Genomic DNA, 22865 nt, shown 5'->3' with positions numbered 1-22865 from the left:
AGGCAAAAGTGCCGCCCAGGCTGTCTGAAGCCTGGACGGCGCGCGAGCTGAGGCCTGGCGCTGGGCGCTCTTTGGGTGCTGAGTAGGCGCTGTTGCTGGCCTGGCTTCGGGGTCTTCCCTGAGTGAGGGGATTTGGGCACGGCAGTTGCGTAGCTCCAGGCACAAGATCGATGGGTCGGTGAGTGCAAGCGGCTCGACCGACTCTCACAAGACACGCTCAGGAGACAAGACATGCCTTTCCCTTTGACCACGACTCGTCGCGGCTTTGCCATCGTTGCGGCTACGCTCTTGCCGCTGGCCTCGACCCTAACGGCGCAAGCCGCCGGGCCCGAGATCCGCATCGCGCATGTGTACTCCAAGACCGGCCCGCTGGAGGCTTACGGCAAGCAGACGCAAACCGGCTTCATGATGGGCCTGGACTACGCCACCGGCGGAACCTTCACCGTGGCGGGCAAGAAGATCGTGGTGATCGAGAAAGACGACCAAGGCAAGCCCGATGTGGGCAAGAGCTTGCTGGCCACGGCCTATGGCGATGACAAGGCCGATCTGGCCGTGGGGCCGTCTTCATCTGGCGTTGCCCTGGCCTTGTTGCCGGTGGCCGAGGAGTACAAAAAGATTCTGTTGGTGGAGCCGGCCGTGGCGGACTCCATCACCGGCGATAAGTGGAACAAATACATCTTCCGCACCGGCCGCAACTCCAGCCAGGACGCGATTGCCAATGCCGTGGCCCTGGACAAGGCCGGTGTGAGCATTGCCACCTTGGCCCAAGACTATGCCTTCGGCCGCGACGGGGTGAAGGCGTTCAAGGACGCGATCAAAAAGGCCAAGATCGTGCACGAGGAGTATTTGCCGACGACGACCACCGACTTCACGGCCGGTGCGCAGCGCCTGATCGACAAACTCAAGGATCAGCCCGGCCGCAAGATTATTTTTGTGATCTGGGCCGGTGCCGGCAACCCCTTCAAGATTGCGGACCTGGACCTCAAACGCTATGGCATCGAGATCGCCACCGGCGGCAATATCTTGCCCGCCATGACGGCGTACAAGCAGTTCCCTGGCATGGAAGGTGCCAGTTACTACTATTTCGGCATGCCCAAGAACCCGGTCAACGAGTGGCTGGTGGCCAATCACTACAAACAGTTCAAGGCGCCGCCTGACTTCTTTACCGCCGGTGGCATGAGTGCGGCGATTGCGGTGGTCGAAGCTTTGAAGAAGACCGCTGGGGACACGACGACGAACAAGCTGATCAAGGCGATGGAGGGGATGAGCTTTGAGACGCCGAAGGGGAAGATGACGTTCCGACCCGAAGACCACCAAGCGATGCAGTCGATGTATCACTTCAAGATTAAGGTGGATCCCGCGTTTGCGTGGGGGGTGCCGGAGTTGGTGCGTGAGATTATGCCGGAAGAGATGGTCGTGCCGATTCGGAATAAGCGCTGATTTGTTTGCGTTGCGTTGGTTAGCTAGAGCGCCGAATCCTCGGCTACTGCGCGGCCCTTGGCCGTCGTTGCGGGTCCTCCCCCAGATCCTCACGTAGCGCTGCTACGTTCCGGTCTGCGGGTCCTCCCGCGCCTAGCCCAAGAACCGCTCGCTACGCCTCGGGCGCTAGCCATGGGCTGTCCACCCAAGGCACAGGCTGAGAAGCATGCCGACATCACCCTTTGCCACAAGGCCGCATCGTCAGCGCCCGAGGCGTAGCGAGCGGCTTCAGGACTAGGCGCGGGAGGACCCGGGAACCGGAGCGTAGCAGCGCTACGTGAGGATTCACGGGGGGACCCGCAACGACGGCCTGGAGTCGCGCAGTAGCCGAGCATCCGGCGCTCACTTCTAAAGAAATACTTGCCAACACGCTCATGCTGGAAACCAAAGATCTAACGATTAAATTCGGCGGCCACACAGCGGTCGACAACGTCTCGTGTCGGTTCGAACCCGGCACCCTCACCGCCATCGTCGGCCCCAACGGCGCAGGCAAGACCACCTACTTCAATCTCATCTCCGGCCAACTCCGCGCCACCGCCGGCCAAGTTTTGCTGAATGGTCAAGACCTGACCCCTCTGCCAGCTCCTCTGCGCACCCGCGCCGGCCTCGGCCGCGCCTTCCAGCTGACGCAGCTCTTCCCCAATCTGTCCGTGCTCGAGAACATCCGCCTTGCCGTCCAAGCCCGCGCCGGCAAAGGCCTGCGCCTGCTGTCGGTCTGGTTGCAGCACCGCGAGTTAACGGACGAAGCCATGCACATCGTCGAGCGCGTCCACCTGCAAGCCCGTGCCCACCACCCCGCCGCTAGCCTGCCGCACGGCGATCAGCGCAAGTTAGAGGTGGCCATGCTGATGGCGCTGCAACCCCTGGTCTATATGTTTGACGAACCCACGGCCGGTATGAGCGTGGACGAGGTGCCGGTGATTCTCGACCTGATCCGTGAACTCAAAGCCAGCCGCCAACACCTGATCTTGCTGGTCGAACACAAGATGGACATCGTGCGCGAACTGGCCGACCGCATCATCGTGCTGCACATGGGCCAGCTGGTGGCCGACGGCGAACCCGCCGCCGTGATCGCCTCGCCTGTGGTGCAGCAAGCCTATCTGGGCCTGGATGTCCAAGCGACGGAGCCGCAGCCATGCTGAGCTTGCGCGGCGTTCATACCCATATCGGGGCGTATCACATCCTGCATGGCGTGGATCTGGAGGTGCCGGCCGGCCAACTGACCATGCTCTTGGGCCGCAACGGTGCGGGCAAGACGACCACCTTGCGGACCATCATGGGGCTTTGGAAAGCCAGCCAGGGTCAGGTCTTGCTAAGCAATCAGCAGATCGCCGGGCCGGGCTGCACCGCTCTGGGCACGCCGGAAATCGCCCAGCAAGATGTGGCCTATGTGCCTGAGAGCATGGGCATCTTCAGCGACCTCAGCGTGGCCGAGAACCTCTTGCTGGCCGCTCGCCGCGCGCGTTCGCTCAAGGACCTGGATACGCAACGCCTGGAGTGGCTATTCGGCCTGTTCCCGGCCTTGAAGAAATTCTGGCTCTACCCGGCCGGCAAGCTCAGCGGCGGGCAAAAACAGATGCTAGCCATCGCCCGCGCCATGATCGAGCCGCGCCGCCTGCTGCTGATCGATGAGCCCAGCAAGGGCCTGGCCCCCGCCATGGTGCGCAATATGGTGGAAGCCTTGAAAGAGCTGAAGTCCACCCAGACCACCATCCTGCTGGTGGAGCAGAACTTTGTGGTGGCCAAGGCCTTGGGCGACCGGGCGGCGGTGATGGATGACGGCCGCGTCGTCCACGCCGGGGCCATGGCCGACTTGGCGGCGGATGAAGGCTTGCAGCAGCGCTTGCTGGGTTTGAGCTTGGGAGCGCATCAGTGATGACCAAAAATTCAGTAACTTCCAAAGTCGATGCCATCCCCAAGGCCCGCTTCGACTTTGTTCCCCTGCTCTTGATCGCTGCTCTGGCCTTGCTGGCCTTGCCTCTGATAGGCAGCCCCAGCACCTGGGCCACGCTGACCGTGGCAGGCCTGGCCATGGGGCTGATCATCTTCATCATCGCCTCCGGCCTGACCCTGGTCTTCGGCCTGATGGATGTCTTGAACTTCGGCCACGGCGTTTTCATCGCCCTGGGCGCCTTCATGGCCACCACGGTCTTGGGCGCGATGAGCGGCTTCACCGCCAGCCCCAGCTTGATCAGCAATTTGATCGCCGTGGCCCTGGCCTGCGTCGTCGGCATGGCTGTGGCGGCGGCCGTGGGCTTGGTGTTTGAGCGCGTGCTCGTGCGGCCGGTCTACGGCATGCATTTGAAGCAGATCCTCATCACCATGGGCGGCATGATCATCGGCGAGGAGTTGATCAAGCTGATCTGGGGCGCGCAGATGATCCCGCTGCCTCTGCCCGAGGCTTTGCGCGGCTCGCTGCTGTTCGGGGACGTGGCGGTGGAGAAGTTCCGCATCCTGGCCTGCCTGGCCGGACTGCTGGTCTTCATTCTGCTGCTCTGGCTTTTGAATCGCACCAAGCTGGGCCTGCTGATCCGCGCCGGGGTGCAAGACCGCGAGATGGTGGAAAGCCTGGGCTACCGCATACGCCGGCTCTTCATCGGCGTCTTCGTCGGCGGCTCGGCCCTGGCCGGGCTGGGCGGGGTGATGTGGGGCATGTATCAGCAAAGCGTCACGCCGCAGATAGGCGCCCAGGTCAACACCTTGATCTTCATCGTCATCATCATCGGCGGCCTGGGTTCGACCTTGGGTTGCTTTGTCGGCGCCCTGGCCGTGGGCCTGCTGGCGAACTACTGCGGCTTTCTGGCGCCTAAGCTGGCGCTGTTCAGCAATATCGCCCTGATGGTGGCCATCTTGTTGTGGCGGCCGCAAGGCCTGTATCCCGTGACCAATCGCTGAAGCCCGCCCATCATGCTCAAGTCACTGCTTTCTCATGATCTGCCGCGCAGTCGCTGGCTGGCGGGCCTGCTCATCCTCATCGTCCTGGGCCTGGCGCTCACGCCCTTCATCTTCCCCAGCACCCGGGCGCTGAATGTGGCCGCCAAGATCCTGATCTTCATCGTGCTGGTGGCCAGCTACGACCTGCTCCTGGGCTATACCGGCATCGTCAGCTTTGCCCACACCATGTTTTTTGGCATCGGGGCCTATGGCATCGCGATTGCCAGCTCGCGCATGGAGCCGGGCTGGGCGGCGGTGGGCGTCGGCCTGGGGGCGGCGCTGCTTGTCTCGCTGCTCTTGTCCCTGGCCATTGGCCTCTTCAGCCTGCGGGTCAAGGCCATCTTCTACGCCATGATCACCTTGGCCGTGGCCTCGGCCTTTCTGACCCTGGCTTCGCAGCTCTCCGAGTTCACCGGCGGTGAGGACGGCCTGAGCTTCAAAGTGCCCGTGGCCTTGCAGCCCAGCACCGAGTATCTGGAAGAGCCTTTTCTGGGTGCCATGATTGATGGCCGATTCCTCAGCTACTACCTGCTGTTCGCCGCTACCGTGGCCCTGGTCTTGCTGATGCTGCGCATCGTCAACTCGCCCTTTGGCCGCGTGCTGCAAGCCATACGAGAGAACGACTTCCGCGCCGAGGCGATTGGCTATCGCTGTGTGGTTTATCGCAGCCTCTCCAATGTGCTGGCCGCCCTGTTCGCCACCTTGGCGGGCGCCATGCTGGCGCTTTGGCTGCGCTACAACGGGCCGGACACGTCCCTGTCCTTCGAGATCATGCTGGACCTGCTGCTCATCCTGGTCATCGGCGGCATGGGCACGATTTATGGCGCCGTGGTCGGCAGCGTGCTTTTTGTCTTGGCGCAAAGCTATCTGCAAGACCTGATGAAAGTGGGCGCGGCCGCGCTGGAAGGCGTGCCTGTGCTGTCCCAACTGATTGCCCCGGAGCGCTGGCTGCTATGGCTGGGCGTGCTCTTTGTCTTGGCCGTCTATCACTTCCCCAGTGGCATTGTCGGGCGCTTGCGCGCGGGCTTGACCACATCTCCCTCAAAGCATCACGACTAGGAGTTCTGAAGCATGAAGACCCTGAGTTTGAAACTGAGTTTGCTGGCGACCGCAATGGGCTTGAGCGCCTGCGGTGGCGAGGACGTCAAAGAGCCCTGGGTGATCAACACCAAGCCCGATTTCGTCGTCGGGCTCAAGAGCACAAGTTACGACGGCGTCAGCGACGATTTGCTGAGCGCCGGCCTGGGCAAGACAGGCTTGGCCAGCGCCAGCTTCCCGGCCTACGCCGACCCGCTCAAGCCCACGGCCGCCGAGCTGCGCCGCGCCGCCATCTACAACAACTACCGCGCCATCGTCGATGTGGCGGCCAACGGCGGCTACGGCACGCTTTACGGCCCCAATGTGGCGGCCGACGGCACGGTGGGCACGGGCGAGGGCAAGATCGCCGGCACCGAATACCTGGCCTTCAGCGACGACGGCACGGGCACGCGCAATGTCACGCTGATGGTGCAGGTGCCCAGCAACTTCAACCCGTCCGAGCCCTGCATCATCACCGCCACCTCCTCGGGTTCGCGCAGCATCTACGGCGCCATCTCCACCGGCGAGTGGGGTTTGAAGAAAGGCTGCGCCGTGGCCTATACCGACAAGGGCACGCATGCCGCCGGCCACGACCTGGCCAGCGATACCGTGCCATTGCTGGACGGCACGCGCAGCAGCGCGGCTGCAGCGGGCACGGGCGCGGCCTTCAAGGCCAATTTGACCGCCGCCGAGCTGTCCAGCTTCAATGCCACTACCCCCAATCGCCTGGCCTTCAAGCATGCGCACTCGCAGCGCAACCCCGAGAAGGACTGGGGCCTCTACACCTTGCAGGCAGTGCAATTGGCCTTTTATGTGCTGAACGAGCGCTTTGGCCAGGATGTGGGCGATGGCCGCAAATGGATCAGCATCAAGCCCGAGAACACCTTGGTGATCGCCTCCAGCCTGTCCAACGGCGGTGGTGCTGCGGTGGCGGCGGTGGAGCAAGACAGCAAGGGTTTGATTGATGGGCTGGCGGTGTCCGAGCCTGCTGTGGAGCTACCGGCCAATTTGAGCGTGTCGCTGCAGCGCGGCAGCAGCGCACCCAAGTCCTTCGGCAAGCCGCTGTACGACTACATCACCCAGGCCAATCTGCTGCAGAACTGCGCTTCGCTGGCGACCAACGCGGCGGGCTCCCCAGGCGCGGTGGCCTTCTATGCCAGCTTCAACGCCAAGCGCTGCCAAAGCTTGGTTGCCAAGGGGATCATCAGCGGCGCCAGCACCCTGGACCAAGCCAACGACGCCTTGCAGAAACTGCATGACAGCGGCTGGGAGGCCGAGTCCGATTTGCTGCATGCCTCGCATGGCGACTACGAGGTGCCCGCCGCCGTGGCCGTCACCTACGCCAATGCCTATGCGCGCGCCAGCGTGAAGGACAAGCTTTGCGGTTACGGGTTCGCGGCCACGACTGCCGCAGGCCTACCCACCGTTGTCGCGCCCGCAGCCCTGGCCGATATGTTTGCCAAGGGCAATGGTGTGCCGCCCTCGGCAGGGGTCAATTTGATCAATGAGCTGAGCGTGGGCACGCCGGTGCGCAATGTGTTCTCGGTCTCGCCCAGCAGCGGAGCTACGGACATCAATGCGGACGGTGCCGACTGCCTGCGCAAGCTGCTGACCGGCACCGACACCACGGCCAAGGCCCTGCAGGCCGGCATCGACGAGACCCGCCGCAACGGCAATCTGCGCGGCCGCCCCGCCCTCATCGTGCATGGCCGCAACGACGCCTTGCTGCCGGTCAACCATACCTCGCGGCCCTATACCGCGCTCAACAAGCAGGTGGAGGGTGCGGCCAGCAATCTGAGCTATATCGAGGTCACCAATGCCCAGCATTTCGATACCTTCATCGACAACCCTTTTCTGCCGGGCTATGACTCGCGCTTCATCCCCCTGCATGTCTACCTGAACCGGGCCCTGGACGCTGTTTACGACAAGCTGCGCAGCGGCAAGGCCTTGCCACCCAGCCAGGTGGTGCGCACGGTGCCGCGCGGTGGTGTGGCCGGTGCGGCGCCCGCCATCACGGCCGCCAATGTGCCAGCGATTGCCGCCAACCCCGCCAGCGGCGACCTCATCACCATGAGCGGATCGACGCTGCGCATCCCTGATTGAAATGACAGCCCCTCGCCCAGTCTCGCCCCGCTGAACGCTCGCGAGCCTGGTCGGTCCCCCGAGGGGACGTGGCCACGCGTGGCATTGAGCCACACGCGGCCGCAGTCGGGCCGGCTTGGGGCGGCCCGGCGCTCGGCCCGGAATCCCTTGAATTCGTACGCTGTAGATGCAGCGAACTCGGAATGGAAACTGATATGACCCCCAGCTCCCACTACATCCACTGTCTGGGCCGCGAGCTGCACTACACCGAGTGGGGCTGCGCCCACGCGGAGGTGGTGATCGCCTGGCATGGCCTGGCCCGCACCGGGCGCGATATGGACGAGCTGGCACAGCATCTGTCCGGCCGCTACCGGGTGATCTGCCCAGACAATCTCGGCCGCGGGCTCTCGCAATGGAGCCCCGCGCCGGCCAGCGAGTACTGCCTGGACTTTTATGTCCGCCAGGCCGAGGCCCTGGTTGACCAGCTGGGCCTGACCCAGTTCCATTGGGTGGGCACGTCCATGGGCGGAGCCATAGGCACGCTGGCGGCGGCGGGGCCGCTGCGCGGGCGCATCCGGCGCCTGGTCTTGAACGACAACGGCCCGCAGCTGGCCCAGGCCGCGATCGAGCGCATACGCAGCTATGCGGGCAGCCCGGCGGCTTTTGCCACCGTCAGCGAGTTGGAGCAGTACTTCCGCAGCGTCTACAAGCCCTATGGCTGGCTTTCAGACGCGCAGTGGCGGCGCCTGACCGAAAGCTCGGTGCGCCGCCTGCCCGATGGCCGGGTGACGCCGCATTACGACCCGGCCATGGTGCAGCAGTTTGTGAACTATCCGCTGGACTACGATTTATGGGCGGCCTGGGACAGCCTGAGCCTGCCCGTGCTGTGCCTGCGTGGCGAGTCCTCGGATCTGCTCTTGCCCGAAACCGCCGAGGCCATGCGGGTTCGCGGGCCTTGCGCGGCGGTGGTCAATATCGCGGGCTGTGGTCACGCGCCGGCCCTCAATGTGCCGGAGCAGCTGGGCTTAGTGGAGCGGTTTTTGAATGGTGCCTGAAAGCACTTACTCAGGCAGCTTGACCCAACGCCCCAAATGATTGCGCAGCGACTTGAAGTCCAGCGGCTTGGTCAGATGCTCGTCCATGCCGGCTTCCATGCTGGCCTGCACATCGCTGTCCAGGGCATGGGCGGTCAGGGCCAGGATGGGGAAGGGCGCCAGGGTGCCGGCCGCTTGCAGCTCGCGCAGGCGGCGGGTGCATTCCAGGCCGTCCATGCCGGGCATCTGAATATCCATCAAGACCAGGTCGGGGGCGGCCAGACCGCAGGCGCTCAAAGCTTCCAGGCCGTTATTGGCCAGACGTGTCTGAACGCCCATCAAGGCCAGAAACTCCAGCGCCACCACCTGGTTGATGGGGTTGTCTTCCACCAGCAGCACCTCGGGGGTGGTCGCCTTAGTGGGCAGCATAGTCATACATCCTTTGGCCTCCAGCCCTGAGGCGCTAGCGCTCGACGGATGATGGCCCGGCGGGCTGTAGGCCAGCGAGTTGGGCGTCGCCTGCCTTTGCATTGCGGCCATGGCCCCGGCCTGCGCGGCTGCGATGGCCGCGCTATTGAAAACTATTTGAGTCATCTGGACTGCTCCACCCACTGAAACTCGACGTACCTTTGTTATTGGGCCGTCGGGTCGCATCGTGCAGCGCAAACCATAGCCCTCCCGGTCACGATCAGTCTATCTTGCCCTTGAATTCCGCCCCCGGGTAAAAAAACCGTGGGCGCTCATGCGTTTGGCTGATACGAAAAATCTGTCGGACCCAGCCATTGTTGCTGTGCGCCCGGGGATTCGCAATGCGCACAATTCAGCAAGAGGTAACAAAAAGATATTCGTCGCCACTTGACAGGGTTTGGCGTATTGGGCGGAGTGTTGTGGCTTGCCGTCCAAGCAGGCCTCACCCCTGACGCGCTACTGACATCTTTGGGCCTGCACTCTCTCTAGAATGCCTGCTCCCAGCGTCAGCAGGTAGCACTCCATGTCCGAAGGTCTGATCCGCATCCGCGGTGCTCGTCAACACAATCTCAAGAATATTGATCTGGACCTGCGCACAGGGGAGTTGACCGTCGTCACCGGCCCCAGCGGCTCGGGCAAATCCAGCCTGGTCTTTGACACCTTGTATGCCGAAGGTCAGCGTCGCTATGTGGAGACCTTCTCCGCCTATGCCCGCCAGTTTCTGGACCGAATGGACCGGCCGGCCGTGGACAAGGTGGACGGCGTGCCGCCCGCCATCGCCATCGACCAGACCAATCCGGTGCGCACCTCCCGCTCCACCGTGGGCACGATGACGGAGCTGAACGACCACCTCAAGCTGCTCTACGCCCGCGCCGCCCAGCTCTTCGACAAAAAGACCGCCGGCGCCGTGCGCCACGACACGGCGCAAAGCATTTACGCCGAGCTCCTGGAACGCACGGCCGAGGCCAACCCCCGCCTGGCTCTGACCTTCCCGGTCGAGCTGCCCGGCAACACCTCGGCCGAGCAGGTCGAGCAATGGCTGTCGGTCTCCGGCTTCACCCGGGTGCAGGCCCAGCGCGAGGTGGCCACGCCGACCGGCCCGCATAAATTGCTGGACGTGGTGGCCGACCGCCTGCGTCTGCAGGGCGCCGACAAGCAGCGGGTGATGGAGGCCATCGAGCTCTGCCTCAAGCGCGGTGGCGGGCGTTTCAATGTTTATGTCTTGGACCATGAAGAAGGCGCCGAGCCACCCATGTGGCGTTACTCCACGGGCCTGCATTGCCCGGAAAGCGATCTGCGCTACCAAGACCCGCAGCCGCCGCTGTTTTCCTTCAACTCCAGCCTGGGCGCTTGCGAAACCTGCCGGGGCTTTGGGCGCGTCATCGGGGTGGACTTAGGGCTGGTAATCCCGGACGGGCGCAAGACCCTGCGAAATGGTGCGGTCAAGACCCTCTCCACCCCGGCTTGGAAGGACAGCTTTGAGGACCTGCTGCGTTATGCCGGTGATGCCGGCATCCCGCGCGACACGGCCTGGAACCAGCTCTCCGAGGCCCAGCGTGACTGGGTCATCAACGGCTCGCCCAACTGGACCGGCAACTGGAACAAGCAGTGGTACGGCATCAAGCGCTTCTTTGAATACCTGGAGAGCAAGGCCTACAAGATGCACATCCGCGTGCTCTTGTCCAAATACCGCAGCTACACCCCCTGTACCGCCTGTGGCGGCGCGCGGCTGAAGACTGAGGCCTTGCTGTGGCGCGTGGGCTCCAAGGCCCTGGCCGATGCCGTGCTGCCGCCCGCGCAGCGCTATCTGCCCGTGGGTGTGGACTGGACGCGTGCCCAGCTGGAGGCCTTGCCCGGCCTGGCCTTGCATGATTTGATGCAATTGCCTCTGCACCGCCTGCGCCGCTTTGTCGATGAGCTGCAATTGCCCAGTGGCCTGTTGGACGACGCGCTCAAGCTGCTGCTGGACGAGATTCGCAATCGCCTCAAATACCTTTGCGATGTGGGTATTGGCTATCTGACCCTGGACCGCCAAAGCCGCACGCTCAGCGGCGGTGAGGTGCAGCGCATCAACCTGACCACGGCCCTGGGCACCTCCCTGGTCAACACCCTCTTTGTGCTGGACGAACCCAGCATAGGCCTGCACCCGCGCGATATGAATCGCATCGTGCAAGCCATGCATCGCTTGCGCGACGCGGGCAACACCCTGGTGGTGGTGGAGCATGACCCGGCCGTGATGCTGGCGGCCGACCGCCTGATCGATATGGGCCCCGGCCCCGGCGAGCGCGGCGGCCAGATCGTGTTTGACGGCACGCCCGAAGCTATCCGTTCTGCCGACACCTTGACCGGCGCTTACCTGGGCGCACGCAAGCATGTGGGCATGGGCCTGAAGCGGCCGGTGGATGGCAGCACACCCAAGCTGATTCTGGAAGGCGTGCGCGAACACAATCTGCGCAATGTCACGGTGGAGTTCCCGCTGCAGCGCATGGTGGTGGTGACGGGCGTCTCAGGCTCGGGCAAGAGCACGCTGATGCAGGACGTTTTGTACCCGGCCCTGGCCCGCCACTTTGGCGAGGCCAGCGAAACGCCGGGCCAGCATGATCGCCTGTTGGGCGCCGACTGGCTCTCGGACGCGGTGTTTGTCGATCAATCGCCCATCGGCAAAACGGCCCGCTCCAACCCGGCCAGCTATGTGGGCGCGTTTGACGAGATCCGCAAGCTCTTGGCCGCCGCGCCCATGTCGGCCGAGCGCAGCTACACCGCTGGGCATTTCTCCTTCAATGCCGGTGACGGCCGCTGCCCCACCTGTGGCGGCTCGGGTTTTGAGCATGTGGAGATGCAATTCCTCTCCGACGTCTACCTGCGCTGCCCGGACTGCGATGGCCGGCGCTTTCGCGCCGAGATGCTGGACGTCAAGCTGAACCTGGGCGGCCGCGAACTCAATGTCGCCGACATCCTCGAATTAACCGTGAGCGAGGCCGTGGCCTTGTTCAAGGACCAGCGCGAGGTGCTGGCCAAGCTGCAGCCCATCGTCGATGTGGGCCTGGAGTATGTGAAGCTGGGCCAGCCGGTGCCCACGCTCTCCGGCGGCGAGGCGCAGCGCCTCAAGCTCGCAGGATTTTTGGCCGAGGCTGCAGCCAAGCCGCGCCAGGCCCTGGCCAAAAAAGGCACGCTCTTCCTGTTCGACGAGCCCACCACCGGCCTGCATTTCGACGATATTGCCAAGCTGATGCGCGCGCTGCGCAAGCTCTTGGGCGCCGGGCATTCGCTGATCGTCATCGAGCACAACCTCGATGTGATTCGCGCGGCCGACTGGTTGATCGACCTGGGCCCCGAGGGCGGCGAGCAGGGCGGCGAGATCGTCTGCCAGGGCACGCCCGAGCAGGTGAAGGAACACGCCACCTCGCACACAGCCCTGGCCTTGCGCGAGTATTCCGAGCATATGGACCGCCCGGCGCTCAAGGTGGAGGAGGGCCGACCCTTGCAAGCCGTGCTGCGGGCGCGCCGTGCCATCGATGAGAACATCCGCATCGTCAACGCGCGTGAGCACAATTTGAAGGCGGTGGATGTCAGCATCCCACGCGGCAAGTTCAATGTGATCACCGGCGTCTCGGGTTCGGGCAAGTCCACTCTGGCCTTTGACATTCTGTTCAACGAAGGCCAGCGCCGTTATCTGGAGTCGCTGAATGCTTATGCCCGCTCCATCGTGCAGCCGGCGGGACGGCCCGAGGTGGATGCGGTCTGGGGCATACCGCCAACCGTGGCGATTGAACAGCGCCTCAGCCGCGGTGGCCGCAAGAGCACGGTGGCCACCACCACGGAGGTATGGCACTTTCTGCGCCTGCTGTATGTGAAGTTAGGCGTGCAGCACTGCATGCATGACGGCACACCGGTGCGGCCGCAAAGCGTGGAGTCCATCGCCGCCCAGCTGATGCGCGATCACAAGGGTCAGCATGTGGGCTTGTTAGCGCCCCTGGTCGTCAACCGCAAGGGCCTCTACACCGATCTGGCCAAATGGGCCAAGACGCGGGGCTACACCCATCTGCGGGTGGATGGCGAGTTCCTTCCCACCGCGCCCTGGCCGCGCCTGGATCGCTTCAAGGAGCACACGCTGGAGCTGCCGGTGGGTGATCTGCTGATCTCGGTAGACAAAGAGGCCGAGTTGCGCGACTTGCTGGCCAAGGCCCTGGACCTGGGCAAGGGCGTGCTGCATCTGTTGGCGCCGCTGGACGGGCTGAAGGCCGCGCAGGCGGCGGGCCAGAGCACGGCGGGCCTGGGCACGGTCAAGGTCTTCTCTACCAAGCGCGCCTGCCCGACCTGCGGCACCAGCTATGGTGAGCTGGACCCGCGTATGTTCAGCTACAACTCCAAACATGGCTGGTGCAATAGCTGCGTGGGAACGGGCCTGGCCCTGACCCGCGAGCAGCGCAAGGCCCTGGACGACTCCGCACCCGACAAGGACAACAAGGGCCGGGAGCAGAGCTTCGCGGGCGAGGAGGTCGAGGTTGAAGGCCTGGTGGACCAGGCCTGCCCGGACTGCCTGGGCGCGCGCCTGAACCCTTCTGCCCGCGCCGTCACCTTTGAAGAACAAGCCATCAGCACGGTGGCCAGCTGGAGCGTGGCCGAGGCGAGGCAATGGGTGCAGGGCCTGCATCTGACCGGCCGTGACGCCGACATCGCCCGCGATGTGGTGAGCGAGATCCAGGGCCGCTTGGAGTTTCTGGAAGAAGTGGGCCTGGGCTATCTGACCCTGGACCGGGCCGCGCCCACCTTGTCGGGCGGCGAGGCCCAGCGCATCCGCCTGGCGGCGCAGTTGGGCAGCAATCTGCAAGGGGTGTGCTACATCCTGGACGAGCCCACCATCGGCCTGCACCCGCGCGACAACCAGATCCTTTTGAAGGCCTTGTCCACGCTGAGCGACAAGGGCAATACCCTGGTCGTGGTGGAGCATGACGAGGACACCATACGCCGGGCCGACCACATCATCGACATCGGCCCCGGTGCCGGCAAGCGCGGTGGTCATGTGGTGGCCCAGGGCTCGGCGGCGGACTTGGCCTTGGCAGCGGACTCGGTCACCGGCCGCTTCCTGGCTCACCCGCTGATCCACCCCTTGCAAGCGCGGCGCGAGATGCTGGACTATGCCCCGCGGCTGCGGGTGCTGGATGCGACGCTGCACAATCTGCGCCATGTCACGGTGGACGTGCCTCTGCACCGCCTGGTCGCTATCACCGGCGTTTCGGGCAGCGGCAAGAGCACCTTGGCGCGCGACGTCTTGCTGGCCAATATGGCCCAGGCCGTGCCCTTGCGCAAAGCGCCGTCGCAATGGAAGGGCTGTGCTGGCATCGAGGGCCATGAGCTGGTAGACCGGGTGCTGGAGGTGGACCAAACCCCCATCGGCAAGACCCCGCGTTCCTGCCCGGCCACCTACATCGGCTTCTGGGACGCCATCCGCAAGCTGTTTGCCGAGACGCTGGAGAGCAAGGCACGCGGCTATGCACCGGCTCGCTTCTCCTTCAACACCGGCGAGGGCCGCTGCTCGGGCTGCGAGGGCCAGGGCATGCGCACCATCGCGATGAGCTTTTTGCCCGATGTGAAGGTCTTGTGCGACCAATGCCATGGCCAGCGCTTCAACCCAGAGACTCTGGGCGTGACTTGGCGGGGCAAGAGCATCGGTGATGTCTTGGCCATGGAGGTGGACGAGGCGGTGGAGTTCTTTGCGGCCATGCCGGCCATCCACCACCCCATCAAGCTCTTGCAGGATGTGGGCCTGGGTTATCTGACCCTGGGCCAGCCTTCGCCCACGTTATCGGGCGGCGAGGCGCAGCGCATCAAGCTGGTGTCTGAGCTTGTGAAGGTGAGGGATGAGGTCGGCCGCCGCGGCCAGAAGGCGCCGCACACGCTCTACGTGCTGGATGAGCCCACGGTAGGCCTGCACATGGCCGATGTGGAGCGCCTGATCCGCGTGCTGCACCGCCTGGTGGCGGGCGGGCATTCGGTGGTGGTGATCGAGCACGACCTCGATGTGATCGCCGAGGCCGACTGGGTCATCGACCTGGGCCCCGAGGGCGGCACGGCTGGTGGCGCGGTGGTGGTGCAGGGCACGCCCGAGACCGTGGTGGCCTCGGGCTCTCACTCCGGCGTGGCTTTGCAGCCGGTGTTGGCGCGGGTGGCGAGGGCGGCCTGAGTCGGACTCGGGCCGCGTCTCAAGACTTAGTCGCGGTCGTGGCCTCTGCCATGACCGTTGCCATTGCCGTGACCGTTCCCACGGTCATGATCGCGGTCCCGACCATGACCACGATCACCGTCTCTATCGCCGCGGCCATCACGATCGCCGCGGTAGCCATCGCGTCGATCCACGTATTGGCGCTGGTACCAGTCGTCGCGCACAAAGTAGACCGGGCGGCCGCAGGCATCGTAGCGGCGGCAATGCTTGTCCCAATGGCGCTCATGGCCGGGAGGCACGCGCAGATAGAGCGGCGCGTAAGCGGGGCCGCGCACCTGCTGGATGATGACCGGTTGGGCGTAGATGAAGGCGGTGGGGGGCGGCGGAGCGCCGATGTCGATGCGGCCGTAAAAACCAGGTTGGCCCACGGTCACGGACACACCCACATCGGCCGCCATGGCTTGGGTTCCTGCGAGTGCCAGGGGAAGGGCCAGGGCCAGGCCGGCCAGCCATTGTTTTGCGTTTGAGTGCTTCATCAGAGGTCTCCAGGGTGGGGAGGCAAAAAACTGTCGTCTGACAGCCTAACGCCCCAAGCAGGCCCCTGGCCGACCGGCTTTACCTTTGCTCACGCAATCGCGGTGGCAGCAACATCTGTGGCCAGATGTTCAGTGCAGATGACCCTTGTCCTTCTTGTTGTCGGGGCGCTCCTGAAAGTTTTTGGGCCGGTAGACATTGCCGTCCCAAGTGCCCTCGGGCTTGTTCTTGGCCCGGCGGATGACGGCGGCGGCCTCTTCGGCGGCCGATTTTTCCGCTTGCTTGCGGTGGCGCCATTGCTTGGCACCCTGAGCCCTGCGGCGAAGGCCTTGCAGCAGCTCTTGCAAGGCCTGGTTGACTCGCCTTTGTTTGGCGGGGCTCAACAGCATGTGCACGGCCATCCCAAGGCAAACAGCCAAGGTGAGGGCGGCAAGGACGTGGCCAAAGGTAAAGGTGGGCGACATAGAACCCGGAGTTTAGGACAAGCGAGGCGGCCTAGGAGTCTGTCGGACTTGGAATCTGCCGGCGGAAAATCGGCCGCAGCGGCCCATTTCTCCCCGGCTTTTTGCCCCATAGCTCGGCTATGGGGCTGCAAATCTGGCAAGAACTCGCCTCGCTGGGGCCAATTCCCGCTTTCGGCAGCCCAAGTCCGACAGACTCCTAGCTGCGTCCGCGCGCAGTGCGCCCAAGCCTGGCCTTTTTGGCTTGGCCTTCCGCATGACCAATGGCCATGCGGCCTTCCCTTCTTAGAATGCGCGATTCCCTTATCCGGGTGAACCGACAGGAGCGAGCGAATTGGCTTATCAATCGAAAAACAGAAGCACCAGCAAGCTGGCATTGAGCTGCCTGACGGCAGCGCTGCTCAGCGCCTTTGCCATGGCCTCGACGGCCCAACAAGCCGCCCCGGCGCAGGCCGCCCTGAGCACGGCCGTGGCCGGCCAAGACTTGACGCTGGAGCAGCTGTTCCGCGCCGAGTCTTACCGCGGCGAGAACGCCAAAGAGCCCAAGTTCAGCCGCAGCGGCCGCTATCTGGCCTTTTTGTGGAACCCCTTTGGCGAGCCCGGCACTGACCTCTATGTGCATGACACCAAGACGGGCAAGACCCAGCGTGTGACCTCGCGCACCCTGATGGGCGCCTTCGACGCGCCCGAGGATCTGGAGCGCTTTGACAAAAAGTTAGCGCAAAAGCGCACGGAGCTGGCCGAGCGCCAGGCCAAGGAAGAGGCACAAGCCGCTTATCTGCAAGGCAAGAATGTCGATCTGGGTCAGTGGGAAGCCGCGGCCCTGGAGCGGGTGAAGAAGGAATTGGCCGAGAAGAAGGCCAAGGACGAAGCCCAAAAGGCCAAGGACAAGGCCGAGGCTGAGATTGAAAAAGCCGCCATGGCCGCGCTGGAAGCCAAGCGTGCCGGCAAGCCTGTGCCGGCGGCAGCTGCTGCGGCCTCCTCCGCCGCCAAGGCAGAAACCAAGCCCGAGAAAGAAAAGGAGCTGTGGGAGCTGCGTGACGAGCTGAAGAAGAGCCTGGCCAAGAACAAGCTCAAGCCCACCGACCTCTACCCCGGCGTGACGCAAATCGTTTGGGCTAACCAGAAGGACGAGCTGATCCTGCAATACCGCGGCAGCCTGTTCCGCTACAACGCAGCGGACGCGAACGCCAAATTGCAGCCTCTGCTGTCCACCCAGCGCGATCTGCGCATCGTGGCTTACACGCCCGATGACCAGGGCTATGTCTTCATGGACGAGAAGCGCGTGCTGCGTGCCAAGCTGGCACAAGCGGGCGTGCAGGTGCTGAACCGCGAGCTGATCCACGCCGACGACGCCGACAAGAAGTACCGCATCGACGCCACCACCATCAGCGAAGACGGCCGTTGGATGTCCCTGCTGGCCCGCGCGCCGCTGACCGACGCCGAAGGCAAGCCCCTGCCGGACGCCGAAGGCCGCAAGGTGGAAATCATGGATTACGCCGAGCGCTTCGCCAAGGCCAAGAAGGTGGACCGCGAGGTCTCCGACGACAAGCGCAAGCAAAAGCCGCTGGCCCTCTACATTCGTCAAGTGCCCGCTGGCGATGCAGCACCGCGCAAGCAGGCGGAAGCCGTGTTCACCCAAGCCGGTGGCGACGGTTGGTTCGAGATCAGCCCCGTCGCCTGGGCGCGTGACGGCAGCCGCTACAGCTTTGCCACCTGGGAGCGCGAGAAAGAGCTGTTCCGCCTCTATGTGGGCAAGGCCGACGAGTCCGCCAAGCCCGAGATCGTGCTGGAGCGCCGTGGCGATCTGGGCCACGAGGTCGTCAATGTGATGGACCCCGAGTTCACCCCTGACGGCAAGCAAATCGTGCTGGCGCTGGACGATGGCGGCTACCGCCAGCCCTATGCCTGGGACATCGCCGCTCGCACGCTGCGCCCCCTGCTGAAGGGCAATTTCGAGGCCCACAACATCCTCGGCTTCACGCCCGACAGCAAGAGCATGTTTGTCACCGCCAACAAGGGTGACTTCGCCGCCATGAATGTGTTTCGTGTCAATCTGGCGGATGGCAGCATGCAGGCCCTGGGCCAGGCGGGTGACTACCACCGCGCTGCCGTGGTCTCGCGCGACGGCCAGTGGGCGGCGGCCAATGCCGGCCAGTGGTCGGCCCGCCCTGAGCTGAAGCTCTTGAAGGCTGACAAGGCCCAACCCGAGGCCGCCAAGGTCTTGACCGACAGCCACGACAAGGCCTGGGCCAAGGTCGATGTGCTGCGCCCCGAGCGCTTCACTTTCAAGAACCGCCATGGCGATGACATCTCGGCCTTTGTCTTCAAGCCCAAGGGCTGGCAGGCCAGCGACCGCCGCCCGGCGGTCATGTATGTCTACGGCGGCCCCTTGAACGACCGCCACACGGTGGAGAGCGACAGCTTCCAGCCCACGGCCTACGTCTTCGGTATGTATATGGCCGCCAAGCACGGCTATGTGACGGTGGCGGTGGACACCCGTGGCCACTCCAACTACGGCCGCCGATTCTCGGACGCCAACTGGGAGCAAGCCGGTCTGCCGCAGACCGAAGACCTGGAAGACGCTTACAAGCATGCCGTTGCTAACTTCGGTGTGGACCCGGCCCGCGTTGGCCTGAACGGCTGGAGCTTCGGCGGTTTCCAGACCCAGTACACCATGTATAGCAAGCCCGATCTGTTCGCCGCCGGCATCGCCGGTGCCGGCCCGACCGAATGGGAGAACTACAACAGCTGGTACAGCGGCCGCACCATCGGCAAGGTCGATCGCAGCAAGCCCAATCTGCGCAAATACTCCCTGCTGCCCATGGCCAAGGGTCTGCGCAAGCCCCTGCTCTTGGTGCACGGCATGATGGACCCTAACGTCTTGTACCAAGACACGGTGAATGTCTACCGCGCTCTGCTGGAGTCAGGCAAGGAAGGTTTGGTGGATCTCTTCCTGGACCCGGACGGCGAGCACGGCATGGGCGGCGCGGTCAAGACCGTGGGTTGGCACCGCAAGTATGAGCAGTTCTGGCTGCAGCACCTGGGGACGGTGCAGGGCAAGGCGGCCAAGTAAGGGCTGTGGATTGATTGCGCCTGGTTTGTGAGGCGCAGAAGTGAAAAAGGGCGAGTCGTGAGACTCGCCCTTTTTGTTGGGTAGACCCAAGAGCCCTTGTGCTTGGCTTGACTACAGGCGAGGCGCTGAATTCGCCTCAGGCCTGGCCGCTTCCGGAGTTCTCGGTTGATTGAGTCGGGCTGCTACGGTGGCGCTTCGATTCTTGGATAAGAAAGTTGATGCGTTCTGCGATGTACTCAGGAGAGGTATCAACGCAAAAAAGTTGAATGACCTTTCTGTCGAAGTAGAGCTGCCCCTTGGACGCTCTAGCCTCCATTTCCAGCCAAACATTGACCGATCCCAGCCAGCCGTGTGGACTACTTCCTCCAGATTTGGCGTACTTGATTTCGGACAGCAGAACTTTGCAAGCCAGACCAGGGCCGTAGGCTAGGGCCGAACTACTGAGTTCAAGTTTTGGCCCATCGAAAGGGCTGAGATGTCTAAGGATCGCAAGAAGCATGATCGACCATGCAAGAGCAAGCGCCATAAGGCCGCCATGCTCCAGCCCAAGCCAAAACAGCACTGGACCGATCAACAACAAGGGAGCCAGGCTGGCAACCAGCTTGGGTTTTGAGTAAAAAACGAATCTATCCATTTGAAAATGCTCGACCTGAGTAAGGTCAGCCGGGGCATTTTGGCTGCGTGGAGTCTAGTTTTCGGTGCAGCGCTAAGAGAGCGTCAGGTCGGACCTCGCCATGAAAAATTGGAGATCAGAATGAGCAACAGAGTCATCCCCAAACTGGCAAGTCCAAGCAAAAGGAGACCTAAGCGCGTTACAACACGCTGACCATCTCGTACAAACGAAAGTGCGCCTGCGGTGCTAAAGACGCGCCCCTCGTTACTATCAAATTTTTCGCCACGCCAGCGTCCAAAGCTCAGTGCGAATACTGTGAATCGCCCTAGGGACACAAGTAGCAGGTCCATGACGATCCAGCTGACAAAAGCGACGATGTCTTCCATGCAGTTTGCCGAGGGTTAGGAGTCGCCGGACTATGCCATCTGCAGGCAGGATGAACTGCTAGGAATGGGCAAGTGTTGCGGCTGCAAATGTGCCTCGAAACAAGTCGGACTTTTCGCAGCCGAGCTTCAATCGCCAACTTAAGGCTTAGTCACCACCACCTTCACCTTGGTCCCCACCTTGGGCTCGCCATCCAAGGCCCCGTTGAGCAAACGCAGCTGCGCCTCGGCGCGCTCGCCCAGCGGTGAGGCCTTGGCCAGCTGTGCGAAGCCGCCAGCCGGGAAGGCTTGCGTGCGCAGCATCCAGGGTTGGGCGGCTTTGCGGTCGGCGGAGGTGAGGGCGCGGAACGTTGCCTCGGCTTCGCGCATCTGCGGCTTGGCGCGGTAGAGGGCGCCTGCGTCGCGGCCCAGGTATTGCAAGGCGTATTGCTGCTGCTTGGGGCCGTCGACCAAGGTCAGCTCCACCGGCTGCCGCTGGCCTTGGGCATTACGCACGACGCCGGTAAAGCGGCTGGCGGGCAGGCCGTTGAGGTTGAGTTTGTCGACCTGGCCTTGCTCGGGCTTGAGCAGGCGGCGCAGGATGTCCTCATGCGCGCCACCGGCCTTGGTCGGAATAGGGCGCAGCACCAGGGCGGCGTCGCCTTGGGGGCTGACCAGGCTCAGGGCCTCGGCGCTGTTGCTGATCTTCCAGCCCATGGGCGCGCTGATCGCGATGCCCAAACCGGTGTGATAGAAATTTTGGCCGCGGCTTAGGCCTTGTTCGGCGCTCTCACCAAAGGGCATGCCTTCGATGGCCTTGAGGTAACGCTCGGCTCCATCGTCCTGGTAGTTGGCGTCGTCGGCCTTGTACTGGCTGGCGATCTCGCGGATCTGCGCCAGGCGTTGATCATTGCTGGGGTGTGAGGCCAACCAGCTGTTCTGGCTTGGCGCTTGTTTGCCCTCGGCCTTGGCTTGTTCGGCGGCAAAGCGCTCTTGCTGCTTGAGCACGCCGATTACGTCCACCATGTTTTGCGGCCGGTAATGGCTGCGCACCAGGTACTCGGCGCCCAGACCGTCGGCCTGCAATTCTTGTTCGCGGCCATAACTGGCAATATAGCCGGCGGCCGCGTTCTGCGAGGCCTGGCCCAGCAACTCGGTGGCGCCACCCACGCCTTGCGACTCCAGCACCACACCCAACACGCTGGCGGCTAGCACGCCGATGCCAGCGGTCTGCTGGCGGGTGGCGCGCTGTGCGCCGTGGCGAGCGGTGACGTGGCCGATCTCATGGCCGATGACGCCGGCCAGATCGGCCTCGCTGTCCAGATAAGCCATGATGCCGCGCGTCACGTAGACATAACCGCCGGGCAGGGCGAAGGCGTTCACCTCAGGGCTGTCCAGCACGGTGAAATGCCATTCCAGATGCGCGCGATGCGACTGCTTGGCCAAGCGCTGACCAATCTCGTTGACGTAGGCCTGCAGCTTGGGGTCGGCCAGGGCTTGGTATTCCTGCAAGACCTGGGCGTGGGCTTTTTTGCCCTCGGCGATCTCGCTGGCTTCGTCCATGACCGAGCGTTCGGTCTGGCCCGTCACCGGGTTGACCACCATGCTGCCGCAGCCGCTCAAACAAAGAAAAAGGGCGGCAGCCGCAGCTGCCCGCCCTTTGTGCTTCAGGCCTTGCAAGTTCATGCGGCTTTGCGCAGCGCCCAGAGTTGCAGCACATTGTCCAGTACGGCGCGGCTCAGGGTGTCGCGTTGCTTGGGGTCGGCCAACAAGGCGCGATCGGCTTCGCTTTGCTGGCTTTCATCGCCGCCCAGCAGGGCCACGGGGGCCAGCAAGGGGCCGGTGACGGCGTCGTCGAACAAGGGCGTCCAGGCCTCGGGGGCTAAGTCCACGGCGGTCAAGAAACCGACGGCCCATTCCTCGGCGTCGATCAAGTCGTCTTCGCCCTCGTCTTGTTCGGCCACGCTGAAGATGGGTTCCCACAGCTCAGGCTTGGCCGTCCACTGCCAGGCGATGGAGCGCAGATGGCGCAGCACCAGCAGTTGCACGCGCTTGCGCTGCTTGCCGCTGACAAAGGGGTAGTTCTCGGGTTTGCTGGCGGCGTCGAGATCGTCGCCGTCACCGCCCCAAACCACGGGCAGCCAAGCCGCGCCGGGCAGCTCAGGCAGGGCCTGCGGGCTCAAGAGCAGGCCGGCCAGATAGCCGTCCAGCGCCTCGATATTCATCGCCGCATCGCTGGGCAGCCGAGTCAGCATGTCATCCAGGGTGGATAACTCCTCGTCGGAGAGGGGCTGGTGGTCGGAGTTGGGGTCGTACTGAGGATATTCCATGAGCCGATTGTCGCCGACAGTGGCTTAGAAGCGGCTGCGCGCTTTTTTGCCGTCAAATTCCAGCAGCTGGGCCTTGAGCAAGGCCATCAACACGCGGGCATTGGCTTCGGTCAAGGTGATCAGGGTGCTGGGCTCAATGCCTTCCACCGGGGTCTTGGGTGTGACGATGGCGTCGACCTTGAAGATCATCTGGCCGTGCACATTGTTGTTGGCGGCCTTGAACTTCTGGATTTCGATATTGTGAATTTTCAT

The 22865-nt window shown here is 63.7% G+C and carries 17 protein-coding genes; 9 read left to right on the top strand and 8 right to left on the bottom strand.

The genetic code is table 11. The annotated features are described in order from the left end of the window. Positions 1–231: 231 nt before the first annotated feature. The 7 genes from DBR47_RS07025 to DBR47_RS06995 all read left to right on the top strand — a co-directional run bounded on the left by DBR47_RS07025 (position 232) and on the right by DBR47_RS06995 (position 8627). Positions 232–1440 (top strand): substrate-binding domain-containing protein, encoded by a 1209-nt coding sequence (locus tag DBR47_RS07025; RefSeq protein WP_124448342.1) that lies wholly within the window; start codon positions 232–234, stop codon positions 1438–1440. A gap of 413 nt (positions 1441–1853) precedes the next feature. Next, complete coding sequence (locus DBR47_RS07020) at positions 1854–2621, top strand: ABC transporter ATP-binding protein (RefSeq protein ID WP_124448340.1); 768 nt, start codon at positions 1854–1856, stop codon at positions 2619–2621. Then, on the top strand, positions 2615–3355 hold the full coding sequence (locus tag DBR47_RS07015) for an ABC transporter ATP-binding protein (protein ID WP_124448338.1): 741 nt from the start codon (positions 2615–2617) through the stop codon (positions 3353–3355). Before DBR47_RS07020 ends, DBR47_RS07015 begins: the two co-directional genes overlap by 7 nt. Beyond that, a complete protein-coding gene (locus DBR47_RS07010) occupies positions 3355–4374 on the top strand; it encodes a branched-chain amino acid ABC transporter permease (RefSeq protein WP_124448336.1) in 1020 nt (339 codons plus the stop codon). Before DBR47_RS07015 ends, DBR47_RS07010 begins: the two co-directional genes overlap by 1 nt. Positions 4375–4386: 12 nt before the next feature. Further along, positions 4387–5472: a branched-chain amino acid ABC transporter permease gene (locus tag DBR47_RS07005; RefSeq protein WP_124448334.1), complete on the top strand. Its 1086-nt coding sequence runs from the start codon at positions 4387–4389 to the stop codon at positions 5470–5472. A 12-nt stretch (positions 5473–5484) separates the two neighbouring features. Further along, positions 5485–7593, top strand: a complete 2109-nt coding sequence (locus DBR47_RS07000; protein ID WP_124448332.1) for a D-(-)-3-hydroxybutyrate oligomer hydrolase — start codon at positions 5485–5487, stop codon at positions 7591–7593. Between the two features lie 194 nt (positions 7594–7787). Further along, a complete protein-coding gene (locus tag DBR47_RS06995) occupies positions 7788–8627 on the top strand; it encodes an alpha/beta fold hydrolase (RefSeq protein ID WP_197046912.1) in 840 nt (279 codons plus the stop codon). A gap of 6 nt (positions 8628–8633) precedes the next feature. Here the strand turns inward: DBR47_RS06995 and DBR47_RS24685 are convergent, their stop codons facing one another. Beyond that, the gene (locus tag DBR47_RS24685; RefSeq protein ID WP_197046911.1) at positions 8634–9035 is read right to left on the bottom strand and encodes a response regulator; all 402 of its coding nucleotides are present in this window, start codon (positions 9033–9035) and stop codon (positions 8634–8636) included. Between the two features lie 562 nt (positions 9036–9597). Here DBR47_RS24685 and uvrA point away from each other — a divergent pair. Continuing rightward, on the top strand, positions 9598–15258 hold the full coding sequence (gene uvrA / locus DBR47_RS06985; protein WP_124448325.1) for an excinuclease ABC subunit UvrA: 5661 nt from the start codon (positions 9598–9600) through the stop codon (positions 15256–15258). A gap of 26 nt (positions 15259–15284) precedes the next feature. Here uvrA and DBR47_RS06980 read toward each other — a convergent pair whose 3' ends face one another. After that, entirely contained in the window at positions 15285–15773 is a 489-nt protein-coding gene (locus DBR47_RS06980) for a hypothetical protein (RefSeq protein ID WP_231512169.1), read from the bottom strand. A 129-nt stretch (positions 15774–15902) separates the two neighbouring features. Next, the gene (locus DBR47_RS06975) at positions 15903–16160 is read right to left on the bottom strand and encodes a hypothetical protein (protein WP_124448323.1); all 258 of its coding nucleotides are present in this window, start codon (positions 16158–16160) and stop codon (positions 15903–15905) included. A gap of 406 nt (positions 16161–16566) precedes the next feature. Between DBR47_RS06975 and DBR47_RS06970 the strand changes: the two genes are divergently transcribed. Beyond that, the gene (locus DBR47_RS06970; RefSeq protein WP_124448321.1) at positions 16567–19308 is read left to right on the top strand and encodes a prolyl oligopeptidase family serine peptidase; all 2742 of its coding nucleotides are present in this window, start codon (positions 16567–16569) and stop codon (positions 19306–19308) included. A gap of 136 nt (positions 19309–19444) precedes the next feature. On the opposite strand, the gene DBR47_RS06965 is transcribed toward DBR47_RS06970, so the two are convergent. From DBR47_RS06965 to DBR47_RS06945, 5 genes are all read right to left on the bottom strand, one after another. Then, the gene (locus DBR47_RS06965; protein WP_124448319.1) at positions 19445–19942 is read right to left on the bottom strand and encodes a hypothetical protein; all 498 of its coding nucleotides are present in this window, start codon (positions 19940–19942) and stop codon (positions 19445–19447) included. Between the two features lie 83 nt (positions 19943–20025). Then, on the bottom strand, positions 20026–20307 hold the full coding sequence (locus DBR47_RS06960; RefSeq protein ID WP_124448317.1) for a hypothetical protein: 282 nt from the start codon (positions 20305–20307) through the stop codon (positions 20026–20028). Between the two features lie 138 nt (positions 20308–20445). Beyond that, positions 20446–21969 carry a M48 family metalloprotease gene (locus DBR47_RS06955; RefSeq protein WP_124448315.1) on the bottom strand — a complete coding sequence of 508 codons (1524 nt, stop codon included), beginning with the start codon at positions 21967–21969 and terminating at the stop codon, positions 20446–20448. Then, entirely contained in the window at positions 21966–22613 is a 648-nt protein-coding gene (locus DBR47_RS06950) for a UPF0149 family protein (RefSeq protein WP_124448313.1), read from the bottom strand. Before DBR47_RS06950 ends, DBR47_RS06955 begins: the two co-directional genes overlap by 4 nt. 24 nt (positions 22614–22637) lie before the next feature. Continuing rightward, positions 22638–22865: a hypothetical protein gene (locus DBR47_RS06945; RefSeq protein ID WP_124448311.1), complete on the bottom strand. Its 228-nt coding sequence runs from the start codon at positions 22863–22865 to the stop codon at positions 22638–22640.

This window comes from Paucibacter sp. KBW04 (assembly GCF_003852425.1).
Taxonomy (GTDB): domain Bacteria; phylum Pseudomonadota; class Gammaproteobacteria; order Burkholderiales; family Burkholderiaceae_C; genus Paucibacter_A.
This window is presented reverse-complemented; position numbering and strand designations above follow the sequence as displayed.